Source organism: Burkholderia sp. Bp9142, assembly GCF_003853415.1.
Taxonomy (GTDB): domain Bacteria; phylum Pseudomonadota; class Gammaproteobacteria; order Burkholderiales; family Burkholderiaceae; genus Burkholderia.
In genome coordinates this window covers 206,249-229,149 of the sequence record NZ_QTPP01000009.1, presented here as the reverse complement: position 1 = coordinate 229,149, position 22,901 = coordinate 206,249, and the positions used below count along the sequence as shown (strand labels likewise).

Sequence of the window (22,901 nt, the reverse complement as noted above, 5' to 3'; positions counted from 1 at the left end):
CCCGATCGCGAAGAAGCGCTGGCCGGAATCGCCGAGCATATCCGGCGCTTCTGGGAGCCGCGGATGCGGCGTGCGCTTCTCGCCTCGCTCGACGATCCGTCGAGCGAAGCCGCACGACGCGCCGCGCCGATCGTGCGCGACGCGATCGCCGCGCACCGTGCATCGCTCGTGCCGGCCGCAGCTCCCGCCTGAGCGCCCCGCTACGCGGGCACCGACATGCCCGCGAACCAGCTTTCGCAGTGGCGCAGCAGCGCGGTCGCGTCAGTGGCGGTGCGGCCGCGCGCCGCGATGTAACCGTCAGGCCGCAGCAGGTAGAACGACGGCCTCGAGCGGCCGTATGCCTGCGCAAGCCCTTCCGCACCGTCGCTTTCGGCATCGGCGACACGCCACGTCCGCACGGCGCCCGGCATGATTCGCGCCAGCCCCTGCGCAAGCGTCTGCGCATCCGCGGGCATCGGCGGCACGTCGCTCGTATCGCCCGTGTCGACACTTGCCGGCTCCTCGAGCAGCAGCAGCGTAAAGCTCGCCGGGTCGTGCAGATCGTATAGCCGCGCGGTTCCCGGCGCCCGGCCGAGCGGCCCGTCGACCACATGCACGAGTGCATCGGGCGCACGCTCGCCCGCGCGCGGCCCGCCGTCGAGCACGCGTTCGAGCGTGAGCGGGCTTTTCCGGTATTGCACGCCGAGCTCGCTGACGGTGCGCCGCACCGCGTCGCGCACCGGCCCGAACGACGCCAGCAGCGGCACGACATGATCGCGCAGAAGCTTCATCGCGCCATGGTCGGCTTCGACGATCTGCGTGACGAGGCCGGTCTGCCGCAATACGTCGCGCTCGATCGGATGGCGCTCCGCGTGATACGTGTCGAGCAGCCGGTCCGGCGTGCCCGCGCCAAGCACGCGCACGAGCTTCCAGCCGAGATTGAACGCTTCCTGGATGCCCGTGTTCATGCCTTGCGCGCCGGCCGGACTGTGAACGTGCGCGGCGTCGCCCGCGAAGAACACGCGCCCGTGACGCAGCCGGTCGACCATCCTGCTATGCAGGTGGAAATACGACGACCACGCGAGGTCGCTCGGCGCGATCGACGCACCGACGCGGGCGCGCACGATCGCCTCGCATTCCGCGAGCGACGGAGGCGGCGCATCGGGCGATGCGTCGCCTTCGGGCGGCCGGTCGGCGACGAGCCGGTAGCGGCCGCCGCCCATCGGGAACAGCCCGGCGATGCCGTCGGGCGTCGTGAACAGGTGGATCTCCTCGTCCGGCCAGTCGGGTATCGCCGCGAAATCGGCGAGCAGAAAGGTCTGCTCGAACGCTTGCCCGGCGAAGCCGAGGCCAAGCAGATGGCGCACCGTGCTATGTGCGCCGTCGGCGGCGATCAGGTACGACGGCGCGAACGATTGTTCACGACCGTCGGCGCCGCGGATCGTCACGTCGAGCGATGTACCGCCGGCGTCGCACGCGGTCAGCGTGACGCCGCGTTCGACCGTCACGCCGAGCCCGGCCAGGTGCTCGGCGAGCAGCCGCTCGGTGATGCTCTGGTCGAGAAACAGCAGATACGGATAGCGCGTTTGCAGCGGATCGAAATCGAGCCGCGCGATCACGCGGCCGTCCGCATGCAACGCGGCCGCATGCGCGCGATGCCCCAGCACGAGAAACGGTTCGACCGCGCGATGCTGCTCCAGCAGTTCGAGCGTGCGCGCCTGAATGCCGATCGCACGCGAATACGGTGCGGGCGTGGTGAGCCGGTCGATGATGCGCACCGGCACGCGGGCACGCGCGAGACTCATCGCAGCGGCAAGGCCGGTCGGGCCTGCGCCGACGATCAGCACGGGCGGGATATCGAGCAGTGTGTCAGCCATGAGAGCCTCGATGACACGCGATCCTGCAAGTCTACGCCGCTCTGCGTGACGGGGCCATATGCTGACCGGCCGATCCGGGGTACCCGCGCGCAATGTGGGAAAATACGCGCTTTCCGCCAGTTTTCGCGTCATGGATTCCGCATTCGACCGAGCGTATGCCGCGCACCGCGCGGGCCGCCTCGCCGAGGCCGAGCACGGCTATCGCACCGCACTCGCCTCCAATCCCGCCGACGCCGACGCGCTGCATCTGTTCGGCGTGCTGCGGCATCAGCAGGGCCAGCATGCCGAGGCAGCCGATCTCGTCGGGCGTGCGGTCGAGCTGCGCCCGGGCGACGCCGCGCTGCAGCTCAATCTCGGCAACGCGCTGAAGGCGCTCGGCCGGCTCGACGAAGCGATCGACCGGTTTCGCAACGCGCTGACGCTCGCGCCCGAATTTCCGCTCGCGCACTACAACCTCGGCAACGCGTATGCGGCGCTGCAGCGCCACGAGGATGCCGTCGACGCGTTCGGCCGCGCACTTCGGCTCACGCCCGACGACGCGTCGATCCACAACAACCTCGGCAACGCGCTGAATGCGCTCGGCCGTCACGACGACGCGCTCGCCGCATTCCATCGTGCACTCGAGCTGCGTCCCGGACATGCCGGCGCGCACAACAATCTCGCGATGGCGCTGAACGCGATGGGCCGGGCCGACGACGCGATCGCGCACTTCCAGGCGGCGATCGCCGCGCAGCCGCGTTTCGTCGCCGCGCATTTCAATCTCGGCAACACGTTCGAGGCGCTCGGCCGTCACGGTGAAGCCGCGGCGGCGTTCGAGGCCGCGCTCGCGCTGCACCCGCCGTTCCCGCTCGCCCTGTTCGGGCTCGCAAACGCGCTGTGCGCGCAGGCACGCCAGCGCGAAGCGCTGCCCTACTACGAACGCGCGGTCGGCCTCGATCCGGCGTTCAGTCTCGCGTGGCTGAACCTCGGCAATGCGCATCACGCACTCGGTGCGCACGAGATGGCGCTGCGCGCGTTCGACCAGGCGCTGCGCGTCGCCCCCGACCTGAAACTCGCGCAACTGCACCGCGCCGTCACGCTGCTGACGCTGGGCGACTTCACACGCGGCCTGCCCGCGTACGAAACGCGCCACGACACGCCGGGCGCGACGCCGCTCGGCACGCTGCCGCGCTGGCAAGGCGAGCCGATTGCGTCGCGCACGCTGCTGATCCGTGCGGAACAGGGCTTCGGCGACACGCTGCAGTTCGTCCGCTTCGTGCCGCTGGCCCGCGCGCGCTGCGCGCGCGTCGTGCTCGAAGTGCAGCCGGAACTCGTCGCGCTGCTCGCACCTGCCGCGACGCGCTGGCGCGTGACGCTCGTCGCACAGGGCGCCGCGAAGCCGCCGGCGGCGGACGTCGCGTGCACGTTGATGAGCCTGCCTTTCCTGCTCGGTCTGCAGCCGGCCGACATCGTCGCGGGCGAGCGTTACCTCGATGCGCCGGACAGCGCGCACCGGCGCTTTCGCGGCTCGCTCGGCGGGCAGTCGAAGCGCAAGTTCGGTCTCGCGTGGTCGGGGCGCCGGCAGGCGCAGGAAAACCGCTCGATGCCGTTCGACGCGCTCGCGCCGCTGCTCGCGCTGCCGGACATCGACTGGGTCGTGCTGCAGCCGGCGCTCGACGACGATGAACAGGCGCGCGTCGACGCGCATCCGCGCGTGCATCGCCTCGACGGGCGGCTGAACGACTTCGCCGACACGGCCGCGCTGATCGCACGGCTCGACGGCGTCGTCACGATCGATACGGCGGTCGCGCACCTCGCGGGCGCGCTCGGCAAGCCGCTGTGGATCATGCTGCCGTTCGCATCCGACTGGCGCTGGTTCACCGGAGACGACTGCCCTTGGTATCCGCACGCCAGGCTCGCCCGGCAGTCCGCACCGGGACAGTGGCTCGACGTGGCGGCGACGGTCGCGTGCGCGTTGCGCGACGCCTGAAGCCACGCGAAGCCGACAGTTGCCTTGGACCGGGCCCGCGGTTGCCGTCGCCGCATTCGGCTCGGACGAATCATCCCGACAGGCGGATCAGAACCCGATCGCTCTGATCGACCGATCGCCCCTGCACGGGCGGCGGATGCGCCCGCGGCTCACTTCAACCGCTCGTCGCAACCGTCGCACCGCCGCCCGATCGACGCACCCGGCACGTTCCCCTGCTGACGCCCACCCAATAAAAAACCCGGCGAAGCCTGCTTCGCCGGGTTTCGTTCATCTCGATCCCGCTGGATCGATACAAGATTACTTGTGCGCGGGCAACCCCGTTTCGGCCTGCCGCTCGAGTTGCCGCACCTGCTCCTGCAGATCGCGCAACTGCATCTGCGCCGCCCGCTTCTCGACCTGCAGCGCCTGCGTCTGCTCCTGCGCCGACTTCTGCCGCTGCGCCACCTCGGCCTGCTGGCTGCGCGCGACGCTCAGATCGGCCTGCAGTTGCTGCGCGCGATTCGCCTGCAGCCCGATCACGCGTTCGAGGAACGTCTTCTGCGCCTGAAGTTCGGTGCGACGGATCTCGACGTCCGCAAGCTGCGCCGTCTGCTGGACGAAGTTCGCGTACACCATCTCCGCGCGGTTCTTCTCCTGCGACCGGATCACGCGCCACAGATGCTTGTCCTGGAACAGCGCGACGTAATACGTCATCTCGCGCGAATCGTACATCAGGCTCGCGCCGTAGCTGCCGTTGTAGGTGGTGCGCATCTCGACGATCCGGCCGTCGTGCAGCATCCGCGTGAGTTCGGCCACATTGCCTTGCGCGGCGGCGTCCGTCGCGGTTGCGGCCGACGCCGACGTCGCGGGCGCGGCATCGCCGCTCAGGCTCGTCACCGCGGGGCGGGTGCCCGCGACGGGCGCGCTCGCGTCGGCGGACCACGCGGCGCCCGCATGCGCGCAGGCGGCCATCGCAACGATCCAGGTTGCGCATCGTGCAAGGGAAAAATATCGGCAGGCCAACGTCAGACTCCGGCGAACGAATCGGGAGTCGCGATTATCGTTCAAAAGGAAACGGCCGCATCTCGAAATTAACGGGATGCGGCCGGCCTGCCTGCGCGGCAGTGCAAGCGCCGGCTACAGGCGGGTTTCGCGCGCCGCGCGCAGGAACGCATCGAGCAGCGGCGTGCAGTCGAGCAGTTCCGAGCCGCCCGCGCGATGAAACTCCGGGTGCCATTGCACGCCGACGACGAACGGCGCACGCCGGTAGCGGATGCCCTCGATGATCCCGTCGCCGGCCGACACGGCCTCGATGTTCAGATCGCGGCCGAGATCGCGGATCGCCTGATGGTGGATCGAGTTGACGATCGCTTCGCTGCGCCCGGGAAACATGCTCGCGAGCGTCGACGAGTCGGGGAAGCGGATCGCGTGGCGATGCTGGTCGTAATGCTCGCTCACGTGCGCATTCGCGGTCGGCACGTCGGTCGCGATGTCCTGGTACAGCGACCCGCCGAACGCGACGTTGATCAGCTGGGCGCCGCGGCACACGCCGAGCACCGGCTTGCCGGACTCGACGAACTCGTGGAACAGCTCGAGCTCGTACATGTCGCGCACGCGGTCGCCCGGCCATTCGGGGTGCGCATCCGACGCCGCGTAGGTTTGCGGCGACACGTCGGCTCCGCCTTGCAGCAGCAGGCCGTCGAGATGCTTCGCGTAATCGCGCAGACGGATGTTGCTCGGGTGCAGCATGCCCTGGTGACCGACGGTCGGAATCATGAACACGAGCACGTCGCGCGACATCACCCAGTGCGCGATCGATTCCTCGAGATATTGCAGCGTCTTGCCGCGCAGCCCCTTCGCGCCCGGCTCCGGATGGAAGATCCGCGCCGACACGCCGATGCGCAGCGTGCGCTGCGTGATCCGCTGGCCGGCGCGGTCGAACAGCCGGCGCGCGCGCGCCGCCACAATCCGGCCGAACACCGACCACGGCGTGTCGCTTTGTTTCAGGTAAGCCGGCGGCGCATTCTGCGCGCTCGCGGGCGGCGGTCGCGGCGTCTCGAAATCGGGCTGCGCGCCGAAGCCGGGCGGCGGTGCGCCGGGTTTCGGCGACGCTGCAACACCGTCGACGGCGGCACCCGGCGCGCCCGGCTCGGACGCGGCCGTGACCGTCGATGCGCCGTCCGCAGCGACGTGCTGCGCAGCGGCAGCCTGCGCGGCGGGCGTGTTCGCCGGATCGAAACGGGGGGAATAGGAAGAAGCGGATGAGGTGCCGGGCAGACCGGCCGGGGAAGACGTGTTTTCGCTCATGACGATGGTCTGGTACGTCGCTCGCGCGTATTGGATTGACGAGGATTCATTATGCGTCAGCGCACGATCGCGCGGTAAACCTGCAACATCCTGTCGATATTGTTGCAAGCTGTCGCATCCCGCACCGAACGCGTCGCCGGCCCTGTTCTGCTGCTTCCCGAGATCGGGAAGCTGACTGGACATCGCTGATATATCACAATAATATCCACGGATCATCCACGCTTCCCGATCGCCCCGCCATGATCGTGCCCCGTCCGGCCACCGCGCCGCCGTCCGCATGAACGCGCTGACAGACGCGCCGCAAAGCCGGCCCGCCGCATCGACGCTCAGCCTCGCCGACCGCGCGTACGCGTTGATCCAGCGCGACATCATCACGATGCGCCTGAAGCCCGGCGCCGCGCTCAACGAAGCCGACCTCGTCGCACGCACCGGCATCGGCCGCACGCCCGTCCATCAGGCCGTGCACCGGCTGGTGCTCGAAGGGCTGCTGTCCGTGATGCCGCGCAAGGGGCTGCTGGTGCAGCCGCTGTCGCTCGACGACATCGTCGCGGTGATCGAGGTGCGGCGCATCAACGAAGCGCACTGCGTCGAACTCGCCGCCCGCCACGCGACGCCCGACGATCTCGCCCGCATCGCCGTGCTGCTCGACGACGGGCAGTCGTGCGTCGACACGCACGACGTCGAGGGCATGATGGAACTCGACCGCGCGCTTCATCAGGCGATCGCCGCGGCGGCGCGCAATACGGTGCTCGCGGAGATCCTGCGCGCGCTGCACGAACGCTCGCTGCGCTTCTGGTTCGTCACGCTGTCCGAACCGCACCACCTGTCCGACGTCCAGCGCGAACACCGCGAACTGTTCGAGCGGCTGTCCGCGCGCGACGCCGCCGGCGCGCGCGCGGCCGTCGAACGCCATATCGATTCGTTTCGCGCCACCCTTGTCCAACAGCTTCGCCCCTGAGCCGCCCATGACCACTTTCACGCCCTTCCCCCCGCTCGCCCAGCTCGCCGCCGACCTCTCCGCCGGCCGGACCACGAGCCGCGCGCTCGTCGACGTCGCGCTCGAACGAATCGCCGATCCGTCGGGCCAGGGCGCGGCCGTCTTCACCGAAGTCGACGCCGACAACGCGCGCGCAGCCGCCGACGCGCACGATCGCCTGCGTGCCGCGGGCACCGTGCTGTCGCCGCTCGCGGGCATCCCCGTGTCGGTGAAGGACCTGTTCGACGTCGCGGGCCAGGTGACGCGCGCCGGTTCGCGCGTGCTCGACGGCTCGCCGCCCGCGCAGGCGGATGCGGTCGCCGTGGCGCGGCTCAAGCGTGCGGGCGCGGTGCTGGTCGGCCGCACCAACATGAGCGAGTTCGCGTTCTCGGGGCTCGGCCTGAATCCGCACTTCGGCACGCCGCGCTCGCCATACCGCCGCGACGTACCGGGCGACGCGCGGATTGCCGGCGGCTCGTCGTCCGGCGCGGCCGCGTCCGTCGCCGACGGGATGGCGGCCGTTGCGCTCGGCACCGACACCGGCGGCTCGATCCGGATTCCGGCCGCGCTGTGCGGGCTCACGGGCTTCAAGCCGACCGCGAGCCGGATTCCGACGCAAGGCGGCGTGCCGCTGTCGACGACGCTCGACTCGTTCGGCCCGATCGGCCTGACGGTTGCGTGCTGCGCGCTCGTCGACCGGATGCTCGCGGGCCTCGAGCCGCACGTGCCTGCAACGCGGCCGCTCGAAGGCGTGCGGCTCGGCGTGCTGACCAACTATGTGACGGACGGCGTCGACGCGGACGTCGCCGCCGCGCTCGACGCATCGCTGAAGCATCTCGAAGCCGCCGGCGCGATCGTCAAGGAAGTACGCTTTTCCGCGCTCGACCGGCTGCCGGACATCAACCGCTTCGGCTTCTCGCCGATCGAGGCGTACGCGTGGCATCGCCCGCTGCTCGCGCAGCACCGCGACCAATACGACCCGCGCGTGCTGTCGCGCATCCTGAAGGGCGAGCCGGCGAGCGCGGCCGACTATCTCGACCTGCTCGCCGCCCGCCACGCGATGCTGGACGAAGCGGCGCACACGGTCTGGGCGCGCTTCGACGCGCTCGTCGCGCCGACCGTGCCCGTCGTGCCGCCGCGCATCGCGGAACTCGAAGCGGACGACGCCGTGTTCACGCGCACCAATGCGCTGATCCTGCGCAACCCGAGCGCGTTCAACTTCCTCGACGCATGTGCGCTGTCGCTGCCCTGCCATCCGCGCGACGCGGCGCCGGTCGGCCTGATGCTCGCGGCCGCGCCGCAACGCGACGACGCGCTGCTCGCGATCGGCCAGGCAGTCGAGGCCGTGCTGAACACGATCCGCTGAGCGCACCCGCGCAATGACGGCGGGCGATGGAGCGGACGAAGCGGCTGCGGCGTGGTGCCGCACGCGCGCTGTCAGTTTCGTGCCAGATCGTTCGCGCTAAAATCGCGCGATTGTTTCTCGGACCGACCAACGACAGGAATCCCGCCGACATGAACGACACCACGCTCGCCCTCCGCCGTGAACGCCGCCTGCTGATGCTGCTCGGCTGGGTGTGCATCGCCCTGCTGGCCGGCGCGCTGTACCTGCAGTACGTGAAGAACGAGGACCCATGCCCGCTGTGCATCATCCAGCGCTACTTCTTCGCGGCGATCGGCATCTTCGCGTTCCTCGCCGCCGGAATGCGCAACTGGCGCGGCATCTGGGTGCTCGAACTGCTGATCGCGATCGCCGCGGCCGGCGGCGTCGGCACGGCGGCGCGCCATCTGTCGATCCAGATGAATCCGGGCTTCAGCTGCGGCTTCGACACGCTGCAGCCGATCGTCGACAGCCTGCCGCCCGCCCAGTGGTTCCCCGGCATGTTCAAGGTCGCCGGCCTGTGCGAGACGGTCTACCCGCCGATTTTCGGCATCCTGCTGCCCGGCTGGGCGCTGATCGGCTTCGCCGTGATCCTGGTTGCCGTCGTCTCGAGCCTCTGGCGCCATCGCCGCAAGCTGGCAGGCTGACCGGCCGCGCCACGCGGTCCGGCCGACCGGTCGAGGCCGCGAAGCCGCACCGCCCGCCTGCGCCGGCAACGTCCCCGCGCGGCCGCACCCTGCCGGCCGCGCGTAAACACCTACCGCCGCCGCAGCCCGGATTTCCGGGCGAACGCGCATCGCGCGACATCCGCGCGCACGCCCCGCCGCGCAAGCGTTTCGGCCCGATGCGTGCGCATCGGCGCCCCGATCCCGCGCGGCGGGCCTATGATCGACATGATCGCTGTCTGATAGCCCGGATCACCGCCCGGCAATGTTCCCGTCGCTTTGCGGTGCTATCTTCGCGACTGGATGGCGATCTACGTGCGCGAGGCCAGGCGGTCTCACCTCCAGCGTAACGCGCGCCCGATCCGCAATGTCGACTGGATTCATCATGACAACGCAAACCATCCGCATCCGTCACCCTCATGGCGTCCGCGCATCCCGCGGCGTCGTTCGCGCGCGCCTTCGGCGCACGGCCACCGCACGGCATCAGTCGTGCGGCAGGCCCGCCTCGCTCCCATCCGTCCTCGCTGCCGCCACGCCCGCCCGCCCGCGCCGCGCGTCGTGCCACGTCGTCCCGAACGGAGCCTGCTGATGGAAGCCTGGCTCGGCGATCTGCAGCAACTGCTCGCGCACGGCGAAGCGGCCGTGCTCGTGACGGTCGCGCATACCGACGGCTCCGCGCCGCGCGAGGCCGGCACCAAGATGCTGGTCACGCGCGACACGGCCCGCCATACGATCGGCGGCGGTCACCTGGAATGGAAGGCGATCGAGATCGCGCGGCACCTGCTGAAGGACGGCGCGCACGTGCCCCACGCGCGCAGGCTCGAACGGCTCGCGCTCGGCCCGAGCCTCGGCCAGTGCTGCGGCGGCGCGGTCGTGCTCGCGTTCGAGCGGCTCGACGTCGGCGACCTCGGCTGGATCATGTCGCTCGCGAAGCGCGTCGCGGCCGGCGCCGCGACCGTGCGTAGCGTATCATTCGGCCCCTCGCCGGGTGTGCCGTTGCTGAGCGAGCCCGAATCGCCCGCCGCGCGTGCCGATTGCCTGCTGTGGGAAACCGGCGGCGTGTCGCTGATGACCGAAACGATCGCGCCGTATGCGTTCCCGGTCGTGCTGTTCGGCGCCGGACACATCGGCACCGCGCTCGTGAAGATCCTGGCGACGCTACCGTGCCACGTGCGCTGGATCGACGGGCCCGATGCGGTGTTCCCGCCGGCCGAGGCACTCGCCGGGATCGGCAATCTCGCGATCGACGCGGTCGCCAGCCCGGCCGATGCCGTCGACACGGCGCCGCCGCACGCGTACTTCGTCGTGATGACGCACGATCACACGCTCGACTTCGTGCTGGCCGAGCGCATCCTGCGGCGCGGCGACTATGCGTACTTCGGGATGACCGGCTCGCACACCAAACGCGTGCAGTTCGATCATCGGCTGGCAGCGATCGGCATCGACCCGGCCCAGGTCGCGCGGATGTGCTGCCCGATCGGCGTCGAAGGCATCATCGACAAGGCGCCCGAAGTGATCGCAATCTCGGTGGCTGCGCAATTGCTGCAGGCCGTCGAGGCAAACGCGTCCGCGCAGGCTTCCCCAACATTCTGACCGACCAAGAACAACGCCATGACCCCGACATTCAAGGACAAGATTGCCCGCGCTCCGAAAGCGGAGCTGCACATCCATATCGAAGGCTCGCTCGAGCCCGAACTGATTTTCGCGCTCGCGCAGCGCAACGGCGTGAAGCTCGCGTACGAGTCGATCGACGCGCTGCGCGCCGCTTACGCGTTCACCGACCTGCAGTCGTTCCTCGACATCTACTACGCCGGCGCGAGCGTGCTGCTGACCGAGCAGGATTTCTACGACATGACGGCCGCGTACTGCGAGCGCGCGCTCGCCGACAACGTCGTCCACACTGAACTGTTCTTCGACCCGCAGACGCACACCGAACGCGGCGTGCCGATCGAAACGGTGGTGGCCGGCATCGACCGCGCGCTCGCCGATGCCGAGCAGCGCGGGCTGTCGAGCAAGCTGATCCTGTGTTTCCTGCGCCACCTGTCCGAAGAGGACGCGCTCGCGACGTTCGAATCCGCGTTGCCGCTGTTCGAACGCTATCGCCATCGGCTGATCGGCGTCGGCCTCGACTCGTCCGAGCTCGGCCATCCGCCGACGAAGTTCGCGCGCGTGTTCGAGAAGGCGCGCGCGCTCGGGCTGAAGCTCGTCGCGCATGCCGGCGAGGAAGGCCCGCCGGCCTACATCCACGAAGCGCTCGACGTGCTGAAGGTCGACCGGATCGACCACGGCGTGCGCAGCATCGAGGACGCGGCGCTCGTCGAACGCCTCGCGCGCACGCGCACGGCGCTGACCGTGTGCCCGCTGTCGAACCTGAAGCTGTGCGTGTTCGACGACATGGCGAAGCACACGCTGAAGGCGCTGCTCGATCGCGGTGTCGCGGTAACGATCAACTCCGACGATCCGGCCTACTTCGGCGGCTACGTCAACGACAACTACTTCGCGACGGTCGACGGACTGCAACTGACGGACGCCGAAGTGCACGCGGTGATCCGCAACGGCTTCGAGGCGTCGTTCGTCGACGCGGCGCAGCGCGATGCGCTGATCGCGCGTCTCGATACGTACTGGCAGGCCGCGTGACGGCCGGCATCGAGGTTCGCTAGACAGATGAAACACCGCAACGACATCCGCTTCGCGACGACCGGTTCGGCCCTGCGCCGTGCCGGCCGCATGCGCGCACCGTGCACGCATGCCGGCATCGCGTCCGTCGCCCGCATGGCGACCGCGTCGTGCGTCGTCGCACGCCGAAGCCCGTCGTTGCGGCTCGTCATGCAGTTCGCCACAGCGCCGACCGTCGCGATTGCCATCGCAATCGCTGCGCTGTCCGCCGGCAACCCGGCGATGGCGGCCGCTTCGCTTGCGTGCGCAATCGCAGTTCGTGGCGCCCCCGCCTTCGCGGCGCCCCCGCCATCGAGCATGCGCGGGCAGCGCCCTCCATGCCGTCGCCCGCGCGGCGCCGACCGTTTTCTTCTGTTCGCCTCACCTTGATGCAGGACCATTCGTCATGACGCAAACCGCTTTCCGTTCCCAGCTGCTGACCTTCAACGGCGACCCGGCACAGTCGAGCCAGGCCGCGATCCACGAGACCGACGGCCTCCTGATCGTCGACGACGGCAAGGTCGTCGCGGCCGGCCCGCATGCGCGGCTCGCCGCGACGCTCGCGCGCGACGCGGTCGTCCACGACCTGCGCGACAAGCTGATCGTGCCCGGCTTCATCGACACGCACATCCACTATCCGCAGACGGACATGATCGCGTCGCCGGCCCCCGGCCTGCTGCCGTGGCTCGACAAGTACACGTTCCCGACCGAGCGCCAGTTCGGCGATCCGGAGCATGCGCGCGAGGTCGCCGACTTCTTCGTCGACGAACTGCTCGCCTGCGGCACGACGAGCGCGCTCGTCTACTGCACCGTGCACAAGCAGTCGGCCGACGCGCTGTTCGCGGCGAGCGACGCGCGCGACCTGCGGATGATCGCGGGCAAGGTGCTGATGGACCGCAACTGCCCCGAGTTCCTGCGCGACACCGCGCAATCGGGCTATGACGACAGCGCCGAGCTGATCGACCGCTGGCACGGCAACGGCCGGCAGATGTACGCGCTCACGCCGCGCTTCGCGCCGACGTCCACCGAGGCGCAGCTCGAGGCGTGCAGCGAACTCGCGCGCCGCCATCCGGACGTGTTCGTGCAAAGCCACGTCGCGGAAAACGTCGATGAAGTGAAATGGGTGGCCGAGCTGTTCCCCGGGCACCGCAGCTATCTCGACATCTACGATCACTACGGGCTGCTGCGGCCGCGCGCGGTATACGGCCACTGCATCCACCTCGACGACGAGGACCGCCGCCGGATGGCCGAGACGCGCACTGTCGTCGCGCACTGCCCGACGTCGAACTTCTTCCTCGGCAGCGGGCTGTTCGACTTCGACAAGGCCGGCGAATACGACGTGCCCGTCACGCTCGCGACCGACGTCGGCGGCGGCACGTCGTTCTCGATGCTGCAGACGATGAACGAGGCGCACAAGGTCGCGCGGCTGTCGGGCCACCATCTGACCGCCACGCGGATGTTCTGGCTCGCGACGGCCGGCGCCGCGCAGGCGCTCGATCTCGCCGACACGGTCGGCACGCTCGCGCCGCGCACCGAAGCCGACTTCGTCGTGCTCGACCCGCAGGCCACGCCGCTGCTCGCGCGCCGCACGAAGCGCGCGGAGTCGCTCGAGGAACTGCTGTTCGCGTTCGCGCTGCTCGGCGACGACCGCGCCGTGTACCGCACGTACGCGGCCGGCCGGCTCGTGCACGAGCGCGGCGCCGCACGCCGCGCCGCCGCGTAACTCACGCGCGTTTGCCTCACCCTGCTCCGGCGTGCGCTGCAGCGCATGCCGGGCCGCCGAATCCGCACCGCGCACGGCACGCGCCGTGCTAGAATTCGCCGCTCATTGGGGAGTAGCCGCTCCGCTCGATGTCCCGCGCCCCCGGCGCGCATCGTGACGGGGGCGTCCGTCAACAGACTTGGCCGTTCGGCCATGGCGGACGCAGCCACCGAGGCCTGGCGAGACCGATGGTTCACTGCGCGCCGCATCAGGGCCCGGCGCGCGGCGGATCGTCGCTCGCACGCACAACACCGGCCCGTGGAACCCCGTACGTGTCCCAAGCCTTCCTGATCTCCACCGGCGCCGTCGCCCTCGCTGAAATCGGCGACAAGACCCAACTGCTGTCCCTCGTGCTGGCCGCGCGCTATCGCAAGCCCATGCCGATCATTCTCGGCGTGCTCGTCGCGACGCTCGTGAACCATGGCCTCGCCGGTGCGCTCGGCGAATGGCTGGGGGTACTCGTCACGCCGTCGATCATGCGCTGGGCGCTCGCGTTCTCGTTCATCGCGATGGGGTTGTGGATCCTCGTACCGGACAAGCTCGATGCCGACGAAGCCAACACGAACCGCTCGCGGCTCGGCGTGTTCGGCGCGACGCTCGTCGCGTTCTTCCTCGCGGAAATGGGCGACAAGACGCAGATCGCGACCGTCGCGCTCGCCGCGCGCTTCCAGGACTACATCGGCGTGGTGGCCGGCACGACCTTCGGGATGATGCTCGCGAACGTGCCCGCGATCCTGCTGGGCGACCGTTTCGCGCACTGCCTGCCGACGAAGCTGGTGCACGGCATCGCGGCCGCGCTGTTCGTCGTGCTGGGCGCGCTGGCGCTGCTGGGCGTCGGGGCCTGACGCAGGCAGGCAACAGGCGGCGCGGCCAGACGGCCGCGCCGGTGACGAGATGGCGCGTTACTTCGCGACCGCCGCGCCCGATGCCGGCACGGCCGGCACCGCTCGCTCGTTGGCGGCCGGCGGCGCAGCCGGCCCGCCGCGCTTGTCGACCGGCAGCCGCACCGTGCGGATCGCGCCGTTCGCCAACGGGAAATCGGCGAGCGCGCTGCGTGCGAGGAACGGCATCGCATAAAGCAGCGCGCCGTTGTCGCCGGTAGTGCGCGCGGTCACGTTATAGACCTCCTTGCCGGTCGCGCGCTCGGTAATCCGGATGCCGAGCGTGTAGTCGAAGACCTGATAGGTCTGCGCGACGTAGCCGGCCGGCATCGGCCCCCAGGGCCCCCACGGGCCCCACGGCCCGCCCCGCCAGTACGGCCCCGGCCCCATGAACCACGGATCGTAGTAGACCGGCTGCGGCACCGTCACCAGATCGCTGCCGACCCCGTAGGCCAGCCCGACCAGATAGCGCGCCTGCGTGGCCGGCACCTGCCGGAACGCATACGCGGACAGCTCGTTCGAGACGATCGGCTCGTAGGTCGACTGCTCGATGCTGTGCTTCTGCGCATCCGTGCGCGTGAAAGCGTAAGTGCGTGTCGCGTCGCTGCCGCTCCAGTCGGAGAAGGCCGTGACCTGCGTCGTCACGTAGCTGGTGCAGCCCGTCAGCAGCGCCACGCACAGCACCGCCGTCCAGCCCGCACCGCGTTGAATCCATTCACGTTTCATGTCGATCCTCGTCGATCCGTCACCCGTTCGTCGCACCACGCGAACCGCACGGGATGCCGATAATACGCGGACTGCCGGAACCGGTAAAAAGTTCGCCCGGCACGCGGCCGCAAGCCTTTGTACAATGGCCCGGTTCACCCGGCCCGCGCAGCGGGCCCGATCCCCACTCCACCGATCTCGACGACCATGTCCGACAACGCCTCCTCCACCGTGATCCGCCGCGCCGACTATACGCCGCCGGCCTTCCTCATCGATTCCGTCGCACTCGAATTCGATCTCGCGCCGGCCCGCACGATCGTCAGGAATACGATGCGCGTGCGCCGCAATCCGGATGCGGTGCCCACCCCGCATCTGGAGCTGATGGGCGAAGCGCTCGAATTCCTCGGCGCGCAGCTCGACGGCGCGCCGTACGGTGCGGTGCGCGCACACGAACACGGGCTGACCGTCGAAAACGTGCCCGACGCGTTCGAACTCACGCTCGACAGCGCGTGCACGCCGGACCAGAACACGACGCTGTCGGGCCTCTACGTATCGAGCGGCAACTTCTTCACGCAGTGCGAGGCCGAAGGCTTTCGCCGCATTACCTACTTCCTCGACCGCCCCGACGTGATGGCGTCGTACACCGTCACGCTGCGCGCCGACCTGGCCGCGTATCCGGTGCTGCTGTCGAACGGCAACCTGGTCGACTCGGGCGAGCTGCCCGACGGCCGCCACTTCGCGAAATGGGAAGACCCTTTCCGCAAGCCGAGCTACCTGTTCGCGCTCGTCGCGGGCAAGCTCGTCGCGATCGAGGAGAAGATCACGTCCGGCTCCGGCAAGGAAAAGCTGCTGCAGGTGTGGGTCGAACCGGCCGATCTCGACAAGACCCGTCACGCGATGGATTCGCTGGTCCACTCGATCCGATGGGACGAGAAGCGCTTCGGTCTCGAGCTCGATCTCGACCGCTTCATGATCGTCGCGGTCGGCGACTTCAACATGGGCGCGATGGAGAACAAGGGGCTCAACATCTTCAACACGAAGTACGTGCTGGCGAACCCCGAGACCGCGACCGACACCGACTTCGCGAACATCGAGTCGGTGGTCGGCCACGAGTACTTCCACAACTGGACCGGCAACCGCGTGACCTGCCGCGACTGGTTCCAGCTGAGCCTGAAGGAAGGCCTGACGGTGTTCCGCGACCAGGAGTTCTCGGCCGACATGGCCGCGGGCGACGACGTCGCATCGGCGGCGCGCGCGGTCAAGCGCATCGAGGACGTGCGCGTGCTGCGCCAGTTGCAGTTCGCCGAGGACGCGGGCCCGATGGCGCATCCGGTACGTCCGGAAAGCTACGTCGAGATCAACAACTTCTACACGATGACCGTGTACGAGAAAGGCTCGGAAGTCGTGCGGATGTACCAGACGCTGTTCGGCCGCGACGGGTTCCGCAAGGGGATGGACCTGTACTTCAAGCGCCACGACGGTCACGCGGTGACGTGCGACGACTTCCGTCACGCGATGGCCGACGCGAACGGACGCGATCTCGCGCAGTTCGAGCGCTGGTACAGCCAGGCCGGCACGCCGCGCGTGTCGGTGCGCACCGCGTACGACGCGGATGCGCGCCGCTACACGGTCACGCTCGCGCAGAGCTACGGCGACGCGTCGCCGGCGGCGCGCGAGACGCAACAGGGGCCGCTGCTGATCCCGTTCGCGATCGGCCTGATTGGCCGCGACGGCCGCGACCTGCCGTTGCGCCTCGACGGCGAAGCCGCCGCGTCGGGCACGACGCGCGTGCTCGACTTCACCGACACCGAACAGACCTTCACGTTCGTCGACGTGCCGGAACAGCCTCTGCCGTCGCTGCTGCGCAATTTCTCGGCACCGGTGATCGTCGAGTACGACTACAGTGAAGACGATCTCGCATTCCTGCTCGCGCACGACAGCGACCCGTTCAACCGCTGGGAAGCCGGCCAGCGGCTCGCGACGCGCGCGCTGCTGACGCTCGCCACGCGCGCCGCCGCGAACGAACCGCTCACGCTCGGCGAGCACTTCGTCGCCGCGTTCCGCCGCGTGCTGACCGACGAAAACCTGTCGCCCGCGTTCCGCGAACTCGCGCTGACGCTGCCGTCGGAAACCTACCTGGCCGACCAGATGGCGGAAGCCGATCCGGCCGCCGTGCATCGCGCACGCCAGTTCGTGCGCCGCCGGCTTGCGGCCGCGCTGCGCGCCGAGTGGCTCGCCGCGTACGAGCAGCACCAGACGCCGGGCGCGTACGAGCCGACGCCCGAAGCGTCCGGCCGCCGCGCGCTGAAGAACCTCGCGCTCGCGTATCTCGCCGAACTCGAGGATCCGGCCGACGCCGTGCGCATCGCGACCGCGCAGTACGACGCGGCGAACAACATGACCGATCGCGCCGCCGCGCTCGGCGCACTGCTGTCCGCCGCGGCCTCGGGCGCGAACGACGCGGCCACGCGTGCGCTCGACGACTTCTACCGTCGCTTCGAGAAGGAAGCGCTCGTGATCGACAAGTGGTTCGCGATGCAGGCCGCGCAGCGCGGCACGTCCGCCCAGCCGACGCTCGCGAAGGTCCGCACGCTGATGGCCCACCCCGCGTTCAACCTCAAGAACCCGAACCGCGCACGCTCGCTGATCTTCAGCTTCTGCGCGGCGAACCCGGCGCAATTCCACGCGGCGGACGGTTCGGGCTACGCGTTCTGGGCCGAGCAGGTGCTCGCGCTCGACGCGATCAACCCGCAGGTCGCCGCACGCCTCGCCCGCTCGCTCGAACTGTGGCGCCGCTTCACGCCGGCGCTGCGCGACCGGATGCGCGAAGCGCTCGAGCAGGTCGCGGCCGGCGCGAAATCGCGCGACGTGCGCGAGATTGTCGAGAAGGCGCTCGCGTAACGTCACGCACGCGCTTCGCCTCGCGCTCGCGCGCAACGAAGCCGGCGCCGCCCCGTTGCGGCGCCGGCTTTTTTTGTTGCCGCAAGCGCGGTCGGGGTCAGGGCCCGACAGCAGCTCGGACGCCGTGATTTCCGGCCGCGACGGCACAAATCCCGGCTGCGGCGCACGCCGCAACCCGGCCGAATCGGCCGCCCGGCCATGTAACCGGACGAAAAAAGGCGGCGGGCCGGCAGGCGCGCCGGGTAAAATTGCGGCAATTCAAGGATTCTTTGGCCTTTCGGAGTCTGTCATGTCCATTGCCCGCCGCACCACGCTGTCCAAGTTCCTGATCGAGCAGCAGCGTGAGACCAACAACCTCCCCGCCGACCTCCGCCTGCTGATCGAAGTCGTCGCCCGCGCGTGCAAGGCGATCAGCTACAACGTGTCGAAGGGCGCGCTCGGCGATGCACTCGGTACCGCCGGCAGCGAGAACGTCCAGGGCGAAGTGCAGAAGAAGCTCGACATCCTGTCGAACGAGATCCTGCTCGACGCGAACGAATGGGGCGGCAACCTCGCCGCGATGGCGTCGGAGGAAATGGAAACGTTCTTCCCGATCCCCGCGAACTATCCGCGCGGCGAATACCTGCTCGTGTTCGACCCGCTCGACGGCTCGTCGAACATCGACGTGAACGTGTCGATCGGCACGATCTTCTCGGTGCTGCGCTGCCCGGACGGCAAGCAGGCCACCGAGGAATCGTTCCTGCAGCCGGGCACGGAGCAGGTCGCGGCCGGCTACGCGGTGTACGGCCCGCAGACCGTGTTCGTGCTGACGACCGGCAACGGCGTGAACTGCTTCACGCTCGACCGCGAAGTCGGCTCGTGGGTGCTCACGCAAAGCAACATGCAGATCCCGGCCGATACGCGCGAATACGCGATCAACGCATCGAACGCCCGCCACTGGTACGAGCCGGTCCAGCGCTATGTCGACGAGCTGAACTCCGGCAAGGAAGGCCCGCGCGGCGACAACTTCAACATGCGCTGGATCGCGTCGATGGTGGCCGACGTGCACCGGATCCTGAACCGCGGCGGCATCTTCATGTACCCGGCCGACAAGCGCACGCCCGATCGTCCGGGCAAGCTGCGCCTGATGTACGAAGCGAACCCGATGTCGTTCATCGTCGAACAGGCGGGCGGCGCCGCGACCACGGGCACGCAGCGCATCATGGAAGTGCAGCCGACCGGCCTGCACCAGCGCGTGCCGGTGTTCCTCGGTTCGAAGAACGAAGTCGAGCGCGTGACCGGCTATCACAACGAAGGCCAATAAATTTGCACTGCAGCACTGGACGGAGGTGCGAGACGTCAGTACAATCGCGCCTTCGCGATGTGGCCCTGACAGGCCGCATCGCAGTGAAGTGAAAGCGGGAAGTCCGCCGGATCGAGGGTTCGCGAAGCAGCAGCAGGAAGCTGAAAAAAATTCGCAAAACCTATTGCCAAGATCTCGGATTTCACCATATAATTTCATTTCTCTGCTGCCGGTGTAGCTCAGTTGGTAGAGCAGCGCATTCGTAATGCGAAGGTCGTAGGTTCGACTCCTATCTCCGGCACCAAGATATAAAGGCCTGACAAGCATCGCTTGCCAGGCCTTTTCTCTTTTCCGGCCACGTTTCTCCACGCTTTCCGATACACGAAATCGTGCGCCCGCCCCGTCGTTTTCACTTGCGGGCATCTCCCGACTCCCGCGCCGCGCGCCGCCGACTACAATCGCCGGACCACCCTGCCCTCCCCCTGCATCATGCGCACCTGGCGTCTCGATCGACCGAACCTCGGCGGACAACTGGACGTGTCCCGCGCGACCGGTCTCGTCGCCGCGATCGGCGGCAGCGAGCCGAACGCGTTCGCCGCGGAAATCCTGAAGCTGTTCGACGATGCGCTGTCCGTCACGCAGTGCACGATCTTCGCGTACGAGTTCGGCAACCGGCCGCGCACCGTGTCGGTCGCCGATCATCGCGGCGGCCGCTACCTGCGCGATGTCGCCGACACCTACGCGCGACATTTCTATGCGCTCGACGGCAACCAGAAGATCGTCTCGGCCGCCGGTCGCGGCACACAGCGCCGCGACGTGCTGCTGCATCAGCAGACCGGCGACGAGATCGGTCATGACGCGTATCGCGCGGCCTGCTACCGCGGCCCCGACGTATCCGATCGGCTCGCGCTGCTGATGCAGCCGAACGACTCGACCTGGCTGTCGATCAACCTGTATCGCGCGCATCGCAGCGGCGCATTCCAGCCGCGCGAAATCGCGGCCATCGAAACGCTCGCGCCGCTGATCACGCAGGCTGCGCAGCATCACTACGCGCTCGCGGGCTCGACGCAGATCGGCATCCCGCAACTGATGCTCGCGCGGCTGCGCGGCGCATGCCCGACCCTGTCCAAGCGCGAACTCGACGTGCTGCGCGGCGTGCTCGAAGGCCAGACCGCGCAGGAGATCGGCGACACGATCGGCGTGAAGGCATCGAGCGTCGTCACCTACCAGAAGCGCGCGTTCCGGCGTCTCGGCATCTCGAGCCAGCGCCAGCTGTTTGCGCTGTGCCTGCAGCCGTGAACGGCGCTGGCCGATCCTGAACGCGTCGGGGTAAATCCCGGCCCGCCGCCAGCCGTTCGCTGTACCCGGAATGGGGACAGCGGTGTCCGGCGCGGCTTCCATACTGCATCCAACCTGCCCGCACGCATCGCGTCGTCGAGCGTGCGCGTCCGATCAGTGCAACCTGGAAGCCAACGATGGGCATCGAGTTCAAGCCATATCCTTTCGTCGCCGCGCGTCATCCCGCGCACCTGCCGACCTGCGGCGACGGTGTCGATACGCAGCGGCACCGCGTCGCGATCGTCGGCGGCGGGCCGGTGGGCCTCGCCGTCGCACTCGGCCTCGCCAACCACGGCATCCGCAGCGTGCTGCTCGAAGCAGACGATTCGGTCTGCCACGGCAGCCGCGCGATCTGCATCTCGCGACGCAGCCTCGAGATCATCGAGCGGCTCGGCGCGCTCGACAGCTTCATGCGCGTCGGGCTGCCGTGGAGCGGCGGACGCAGCTTCCATCGTCGCGACGAAGTGCTGCATTTCACGATGCCGCAGGACGAGAACCAGAAGCTGCCGCCGATGGTGAACCTCGCGCAGTATCACATCGAGCAGTTCCTGCTCGATGCCGCGCTGCGCCGCCCCGGGCTCATCGAGATCCGCTGGCAGACGAAAGTCGCCGGCGTCACGCGGCACCCGGACAGCGTGCGGCTGGACGTCGATACGCCGCTCGGCGGCTACGCACTCGATGCCGACTGGATCGTCGCGAGCGACGGCGGGCGCAGCACGATGCGCGATGCGCTCGGCCTGTCGCTGCAAGGAACCCGCTACGAAGGCCGCTACGTGATCGTCGACATCGCGCTCGACAGCGACCGTCCGACCGAACGGCTCGCGTATTTCGACCCGGCGTCGAACCCCGGCTCGACGGTGCTCGTCCACAAGCAGCCCGACAACGTATGGCGGATCGACTACCAGCTGCGCGACGACGAGGATCCCGAAGCGGCCGTGAAGCCCGAGAACGTGCTCCCGCGCGTACAGAACCTGCTCGACATGATGGGCGAGCGCGGCGACTGGTCGCCGATCTGGATCACGATCTACAAGGCGAACGCGCTGACGCTCGAACGCTACCGTCACGGCCGCGTGTTGTTCTGCGGCGACGCCGCGCACCTCGTGCCGATCTTCGGCGTGCGCGGCGCGAATTCGGGCATCGACGACGCCGACAATGTCGCGTGGAAACTGGCGTACGTGATGCACGGCCTCGCGTCGGACGCGCTGCTCGACAGCTATTCGGACGAACGCGTGTTCGCGACGCACGAGAACCTGCGCTACGGCACCAAGAGCACCGAGTTCATGGCGCCGCCGTCGTTCGCGTTCGACCTGATGCGCAAGGCCGTGCTCACGCTCGCGGTCCGGCATCCGGCGTTGCGTTCGCTGATCAATCCGCGCCAGACGTCGGCGATCGCGTACACGGCGTCGCCGCTCAATACACCCGAGCGCGATGCATTTTCGGCCGGGCCGGCGCCCGGCACGGTACTCGCGGAATGTCCACTGATGCTGCAGACGTCGCGCGACATCGGCAACGCCGACGGCGCGCGTCGCGGCCACCTGACCGATCTCGTCGGCCCGTGCTTCACGGCATTCCGCTTCACGCGCGACGGCGCACCCGATCCGTCGTTCGCCGATCTCGCGCGGCGCCTGCACGACGCCGGCATACCGTTCACGCTGGTTACGCTCGCGCGGCACGCGGCACCGCAACAGACGGGATGCGGCGGCTACGATGCAGACGGCCGGTTATTCGACCTGTACGGTGCGCGCGACGGCACCGTCTACCTCGTGCGTCCGGACGGACACGTGCTCGGCCGCTGGCGCGACGCACGCGCCGCCGACCTGAGCACCGCACTCGAACGCGCGCTCCACCCGCGCACGTCAGCCGATCTTCAGGAGAACGCATGATGACCGACACCGAACGCGACGCCCTCTACACCGATCTGTGCCGCACGATGACCCGTATCGGCGAAGCCGATGCCCCGCTCTTTCTCGCGCGCTTCGCGCTGCTGGCGATCGAGACGATCGGCGATGCGCAGACCGTCGGCCGCCTGATTGCCGACGCCGGCGACGGCCTGCCAGATACGCGCGCACCGGCGCCGTCGCACGGACAATGACGCACGACGCACCGCCGCGCGGTCGCCATCCTTTCCTTACATCTTCATTTCGCCACGCATCGTCTGCGTATGCACCGCGCCGTAGGCAGACGAATCCTCTGGAAAAACCCGTTAAGGGTGCATAACATTACTTAACGATTCCGACCCGTCTA

General features: G+C 68.8%; 19 protein-coding genes, 1 tRNA gene and 1 riboswitch. Of the genes, 16 read left to right on the top strand and 4 right to left on the bottom strand.

Annotated elements, in window-relative coordinates; genetic code table 11:
* Positions 1-192: formate dehydrogenase subunit delta (locus DIE22_RS13350; protein ID WP_124496773.1), on the top strand; the 192-nt coding region annotated here is incomplete at its 5' end.
* 8 nt (positions 193-200) lie between these two features.
* Here DIE22_RS13350 and DIE22_RS13345 read toward each other — a convergent pair.
* Entirely contained in the window at positions 201-1,856 is a 1,656-nt protein-coding gene (locus DIE22_RS13345) for an FAD-dependent monooxygenase (RefSeq protein ID WP_124605266.1), read from the bottom strand.
* Between the two features lie 130 nt (positions 1,857-1,986).
* Between DIE22_RS13345 and DIE22_RS13340 the strand changes: the two genes are divergently transcribed.
* The gene (locus tag DIE22_RS13340) at positions 1,987-3,825 is read left to right on the top strand and encodes a tetratricopeptide repeat protein (RefSeq protein ID WP_409410190.1); all 1,839 of its coding nucleotides are present in this window, start codon (positions 1,987-1,989) and stop codon (positions 3,823-3,825) included.
* 297 nt (positions 3,826-4,122) lie between these two features.
* On the opposite strand, the gene DIE22_RS13335 is transcribed toward DIE22_RS13340, so the two are convergent.
* Complete coding sequence (locus DIE22_RS13335) at positions 4,123-4,776, bottom strand: DUF2968 domain-containing protein (protein WP_260426660.1); 654 nt, start codon at positions 4,774-4,776, stop codon at positions 4,123-4,125.
* A 165-nt stretch (positions 4,777-4,941) separates the two neighbouring features.
* The gene (locus DIE22_RS13330; RefSeq protein WP_124496777.1) at positions 4,942-6,111 is read right to left on the bottom strand and encodes a gamma-glutamyl-gamma-aminobutyrate hydrolase family protein; all 1,170 of its coding nucleotides are present in this window, start codon (positions 6,109-6,111) and stop codon (positions 4,942-4,944) included.
* A 277-nt stretch (positions 6,112-6,388) separates the two neighbouring features.
* Between DIE22_RS13330 and DIE22_RS13325 the strand changes: the two genes are divergently transcribed.
* From DIE22_RS13325 to DIE22_RS13285, 8 genes are all read left to right on the top strand, one after another.
* On the top strand, positions 6,389-7,069 hold the full coding sequence (locus DIE22_RS13325) for a GntR family transcriptional regulator (RefSeq protein ID WP_124496778.1): 681 nt from the start codon (positions 6,389-6,391) through the stop codon (positions 7,067-7,069).
* Positions 7,070-7,076: 7 nt separating this feature from the next.
* A complete protein-coding gene (locus DIE22_RS13320) occupies positions 7,077-8,453 on the top strand; it encodes an amidase (protein ID WP_124605263.1) in 1,377 nt (458 codons plus the stop codon).
* 149 nt (positions 8,454-8,602) lie between these two features.
* The gene (locus tag DIE22_RS13315) at positions 8,603-9,115 is read left to right on the top strand and encodes a disulfide bond formation protein B (protein WP_124496780.1); all 513 of its coding nucleotides are present in this window, start codon (positions 8,603-8,605) and stop codon (positions 9,113-9,115) included.
* Positions 9,116-9,721: 606 nt separating this feature from the next.
* Entirely contained in the window at positions 9,722-10,726 is a 1,005-nt protein-coding gene (gene xdhC, locus DIE22_RS13310) for a xanthine dehydrogenase accessory protein XdhC (RefSeq protein ID WP_124605262.1), read from the top strand.
* An 18-nt stretch (positions 10,727-10,744) separates the two neighbouring features.
* Positions 10,745-11,770: an adenosine deaminase gene (locus DIE22_RS13305; RefSeq protein WP_124496782.1), complete on the top strand. Its 1,026-nt coding sequence runs from the start codon at positions 10,745-10,747 to the stop codon at positions 11,768-11,770.
* A gap of 27 nt (positions 11,771-11,797) precedes the next feature.
* Positions 11,798-12,178 carry a hypothetical protein gene (locus DIE22_RS13300; protein ID WP_260426659.1) on the top strand — a complete coding sequence of 127 codons (381 nt, stop codon included), beginning with the start codon at positions 11,798-11,800 and terminating at the stop codon, positions 12,176-12,178.
* 16 nt (positions 12,179-12,194) lie between these two features.
* Positions 12,195-13,511 carry a guanine deaminase gene (gene guaD, locus DIE22_RS13295; protein WP_124496783.1) on the top strand — a complete coding sequence of 439 codons (1,317 nt, stop codon included), beginning with the start codon at positions 12,195-12,197 and terminating at the stop codon, positions 13,509-13,511.
* A 95-nt stretch (positions 13,512-13,606) separates the two neighbouring features.
* Positions 13,607-13,744: riboswitch (yybP-ykoY riboswitch) on the top strand.
* A gap of 78 nt (positions 13,745-13,822) precedes the next feature.
* Complete coding sequence (locus DIE22_RS13285; RefSeq protein ID WP_124496784.1) at positions 13,823-14,395, top strand: TMEM165/GDT1 family protein; 573 nt, start codon at positions 13,823-13,825, stop codon at positions 14,393-14,395.
* A 57-nt stretch (positions 14,396-14,452) separates the two neighbouring features.
* On the opposite strand, the gene DIE22_RS13280 is transcribed toward DIE22_RS13285, so the two are convergent.
* Positions 14,453-15,157: a DUF4136 domain-containing protein gene (locus tag DIE22_RS13280; protein WP_124496785.1), complete on the bottom strand. Its 705-nt coding sequence runs from the start codon at positions 15,155-15,157 to the stop codon at positions 14,453-14,455.
* A 186-nt stretch (positions 15,158-15,343) separates the two neighbouring features.
* On the opposite strand from DIE22_RS13280, the gene pepN reads away from it, so the two are divergent.
* The 6 genes from pepN to DIE22_RS13250 all read left to right on the top strand — a co-directional run bounded on the left by pepN (position 15,344) and on the right by DIE22_RS13250 (position 22,749).
* Positions 15,344-18,037, top strand: a complete 2,694-nt coding sequence (pepN, locus tag DIE22_RS13275) for an aminopeptidase N (protein ID WP_124605261.1) — start codon at positions 15,344-15,346, stop codon at positions 18,035-18,037.
* Between the two features lie 289 nt (positions 18,038-18,326).
* Positions 18,327-19,340 (top strand): class 1 fructose-bisphosphatase, encoded by a 1,014-nt coding sequence (locus tag DIE22_RS13270; RefSeq protein ID WP_124605260.1) that lies wholly within the window; start codon positions 18,327-18,329, stop codon positions 19,338-19,340.
* 207 nt (positions 19,341-19,547) lie between these two features.
* Positions 19,548-19,623, top strand: a tRNA-Thr gene (locus DIE22_RS13265).
* Between the two features lie 185 nt (positions 19,624-19,808).
* The gene (locus DIE22_RS13260; RefSeq protein ID WP_124605259.1) at positions 19,809-20,618 is read left to right on the top strand and encodes a LuxR C-terminal-related transcriptional regulator; all 810 of its coding nucleotides are present in this window, start codon (positions 19,809-19,811) and stop codon (positions 20,616-20,618) included.
* 176 nt (positions 20,619-20,794) lie between these two features.
* Entirely contained in the window at positions 20,795-22,540 is a 1,746-nt protein-coding gene (locus DIE22_RS13255; RefSeq protein WP_124605258.1) for an FAD-dependent oxidoreductase, read from the top strand.
* Positions 22,537-22,749 carry a hypothetical protein gene (locus DIE22_RS13250; protein ID WP_124605257.1) on the top strand — a complete coding sequence of 71 codons (213 nt, stop codon included), beginning with the start codon at positions 22,537-22,539 and terminating at the stop codon, positions 22,747-22,749. Before DIE22_RS13255 ends, DIE22_RS13250 begins: the two co-directional genes overlap by 4 nt.
* The last annotated feature ends 152 nt before the right edge of the window (positions 22,750-22,901 follow it).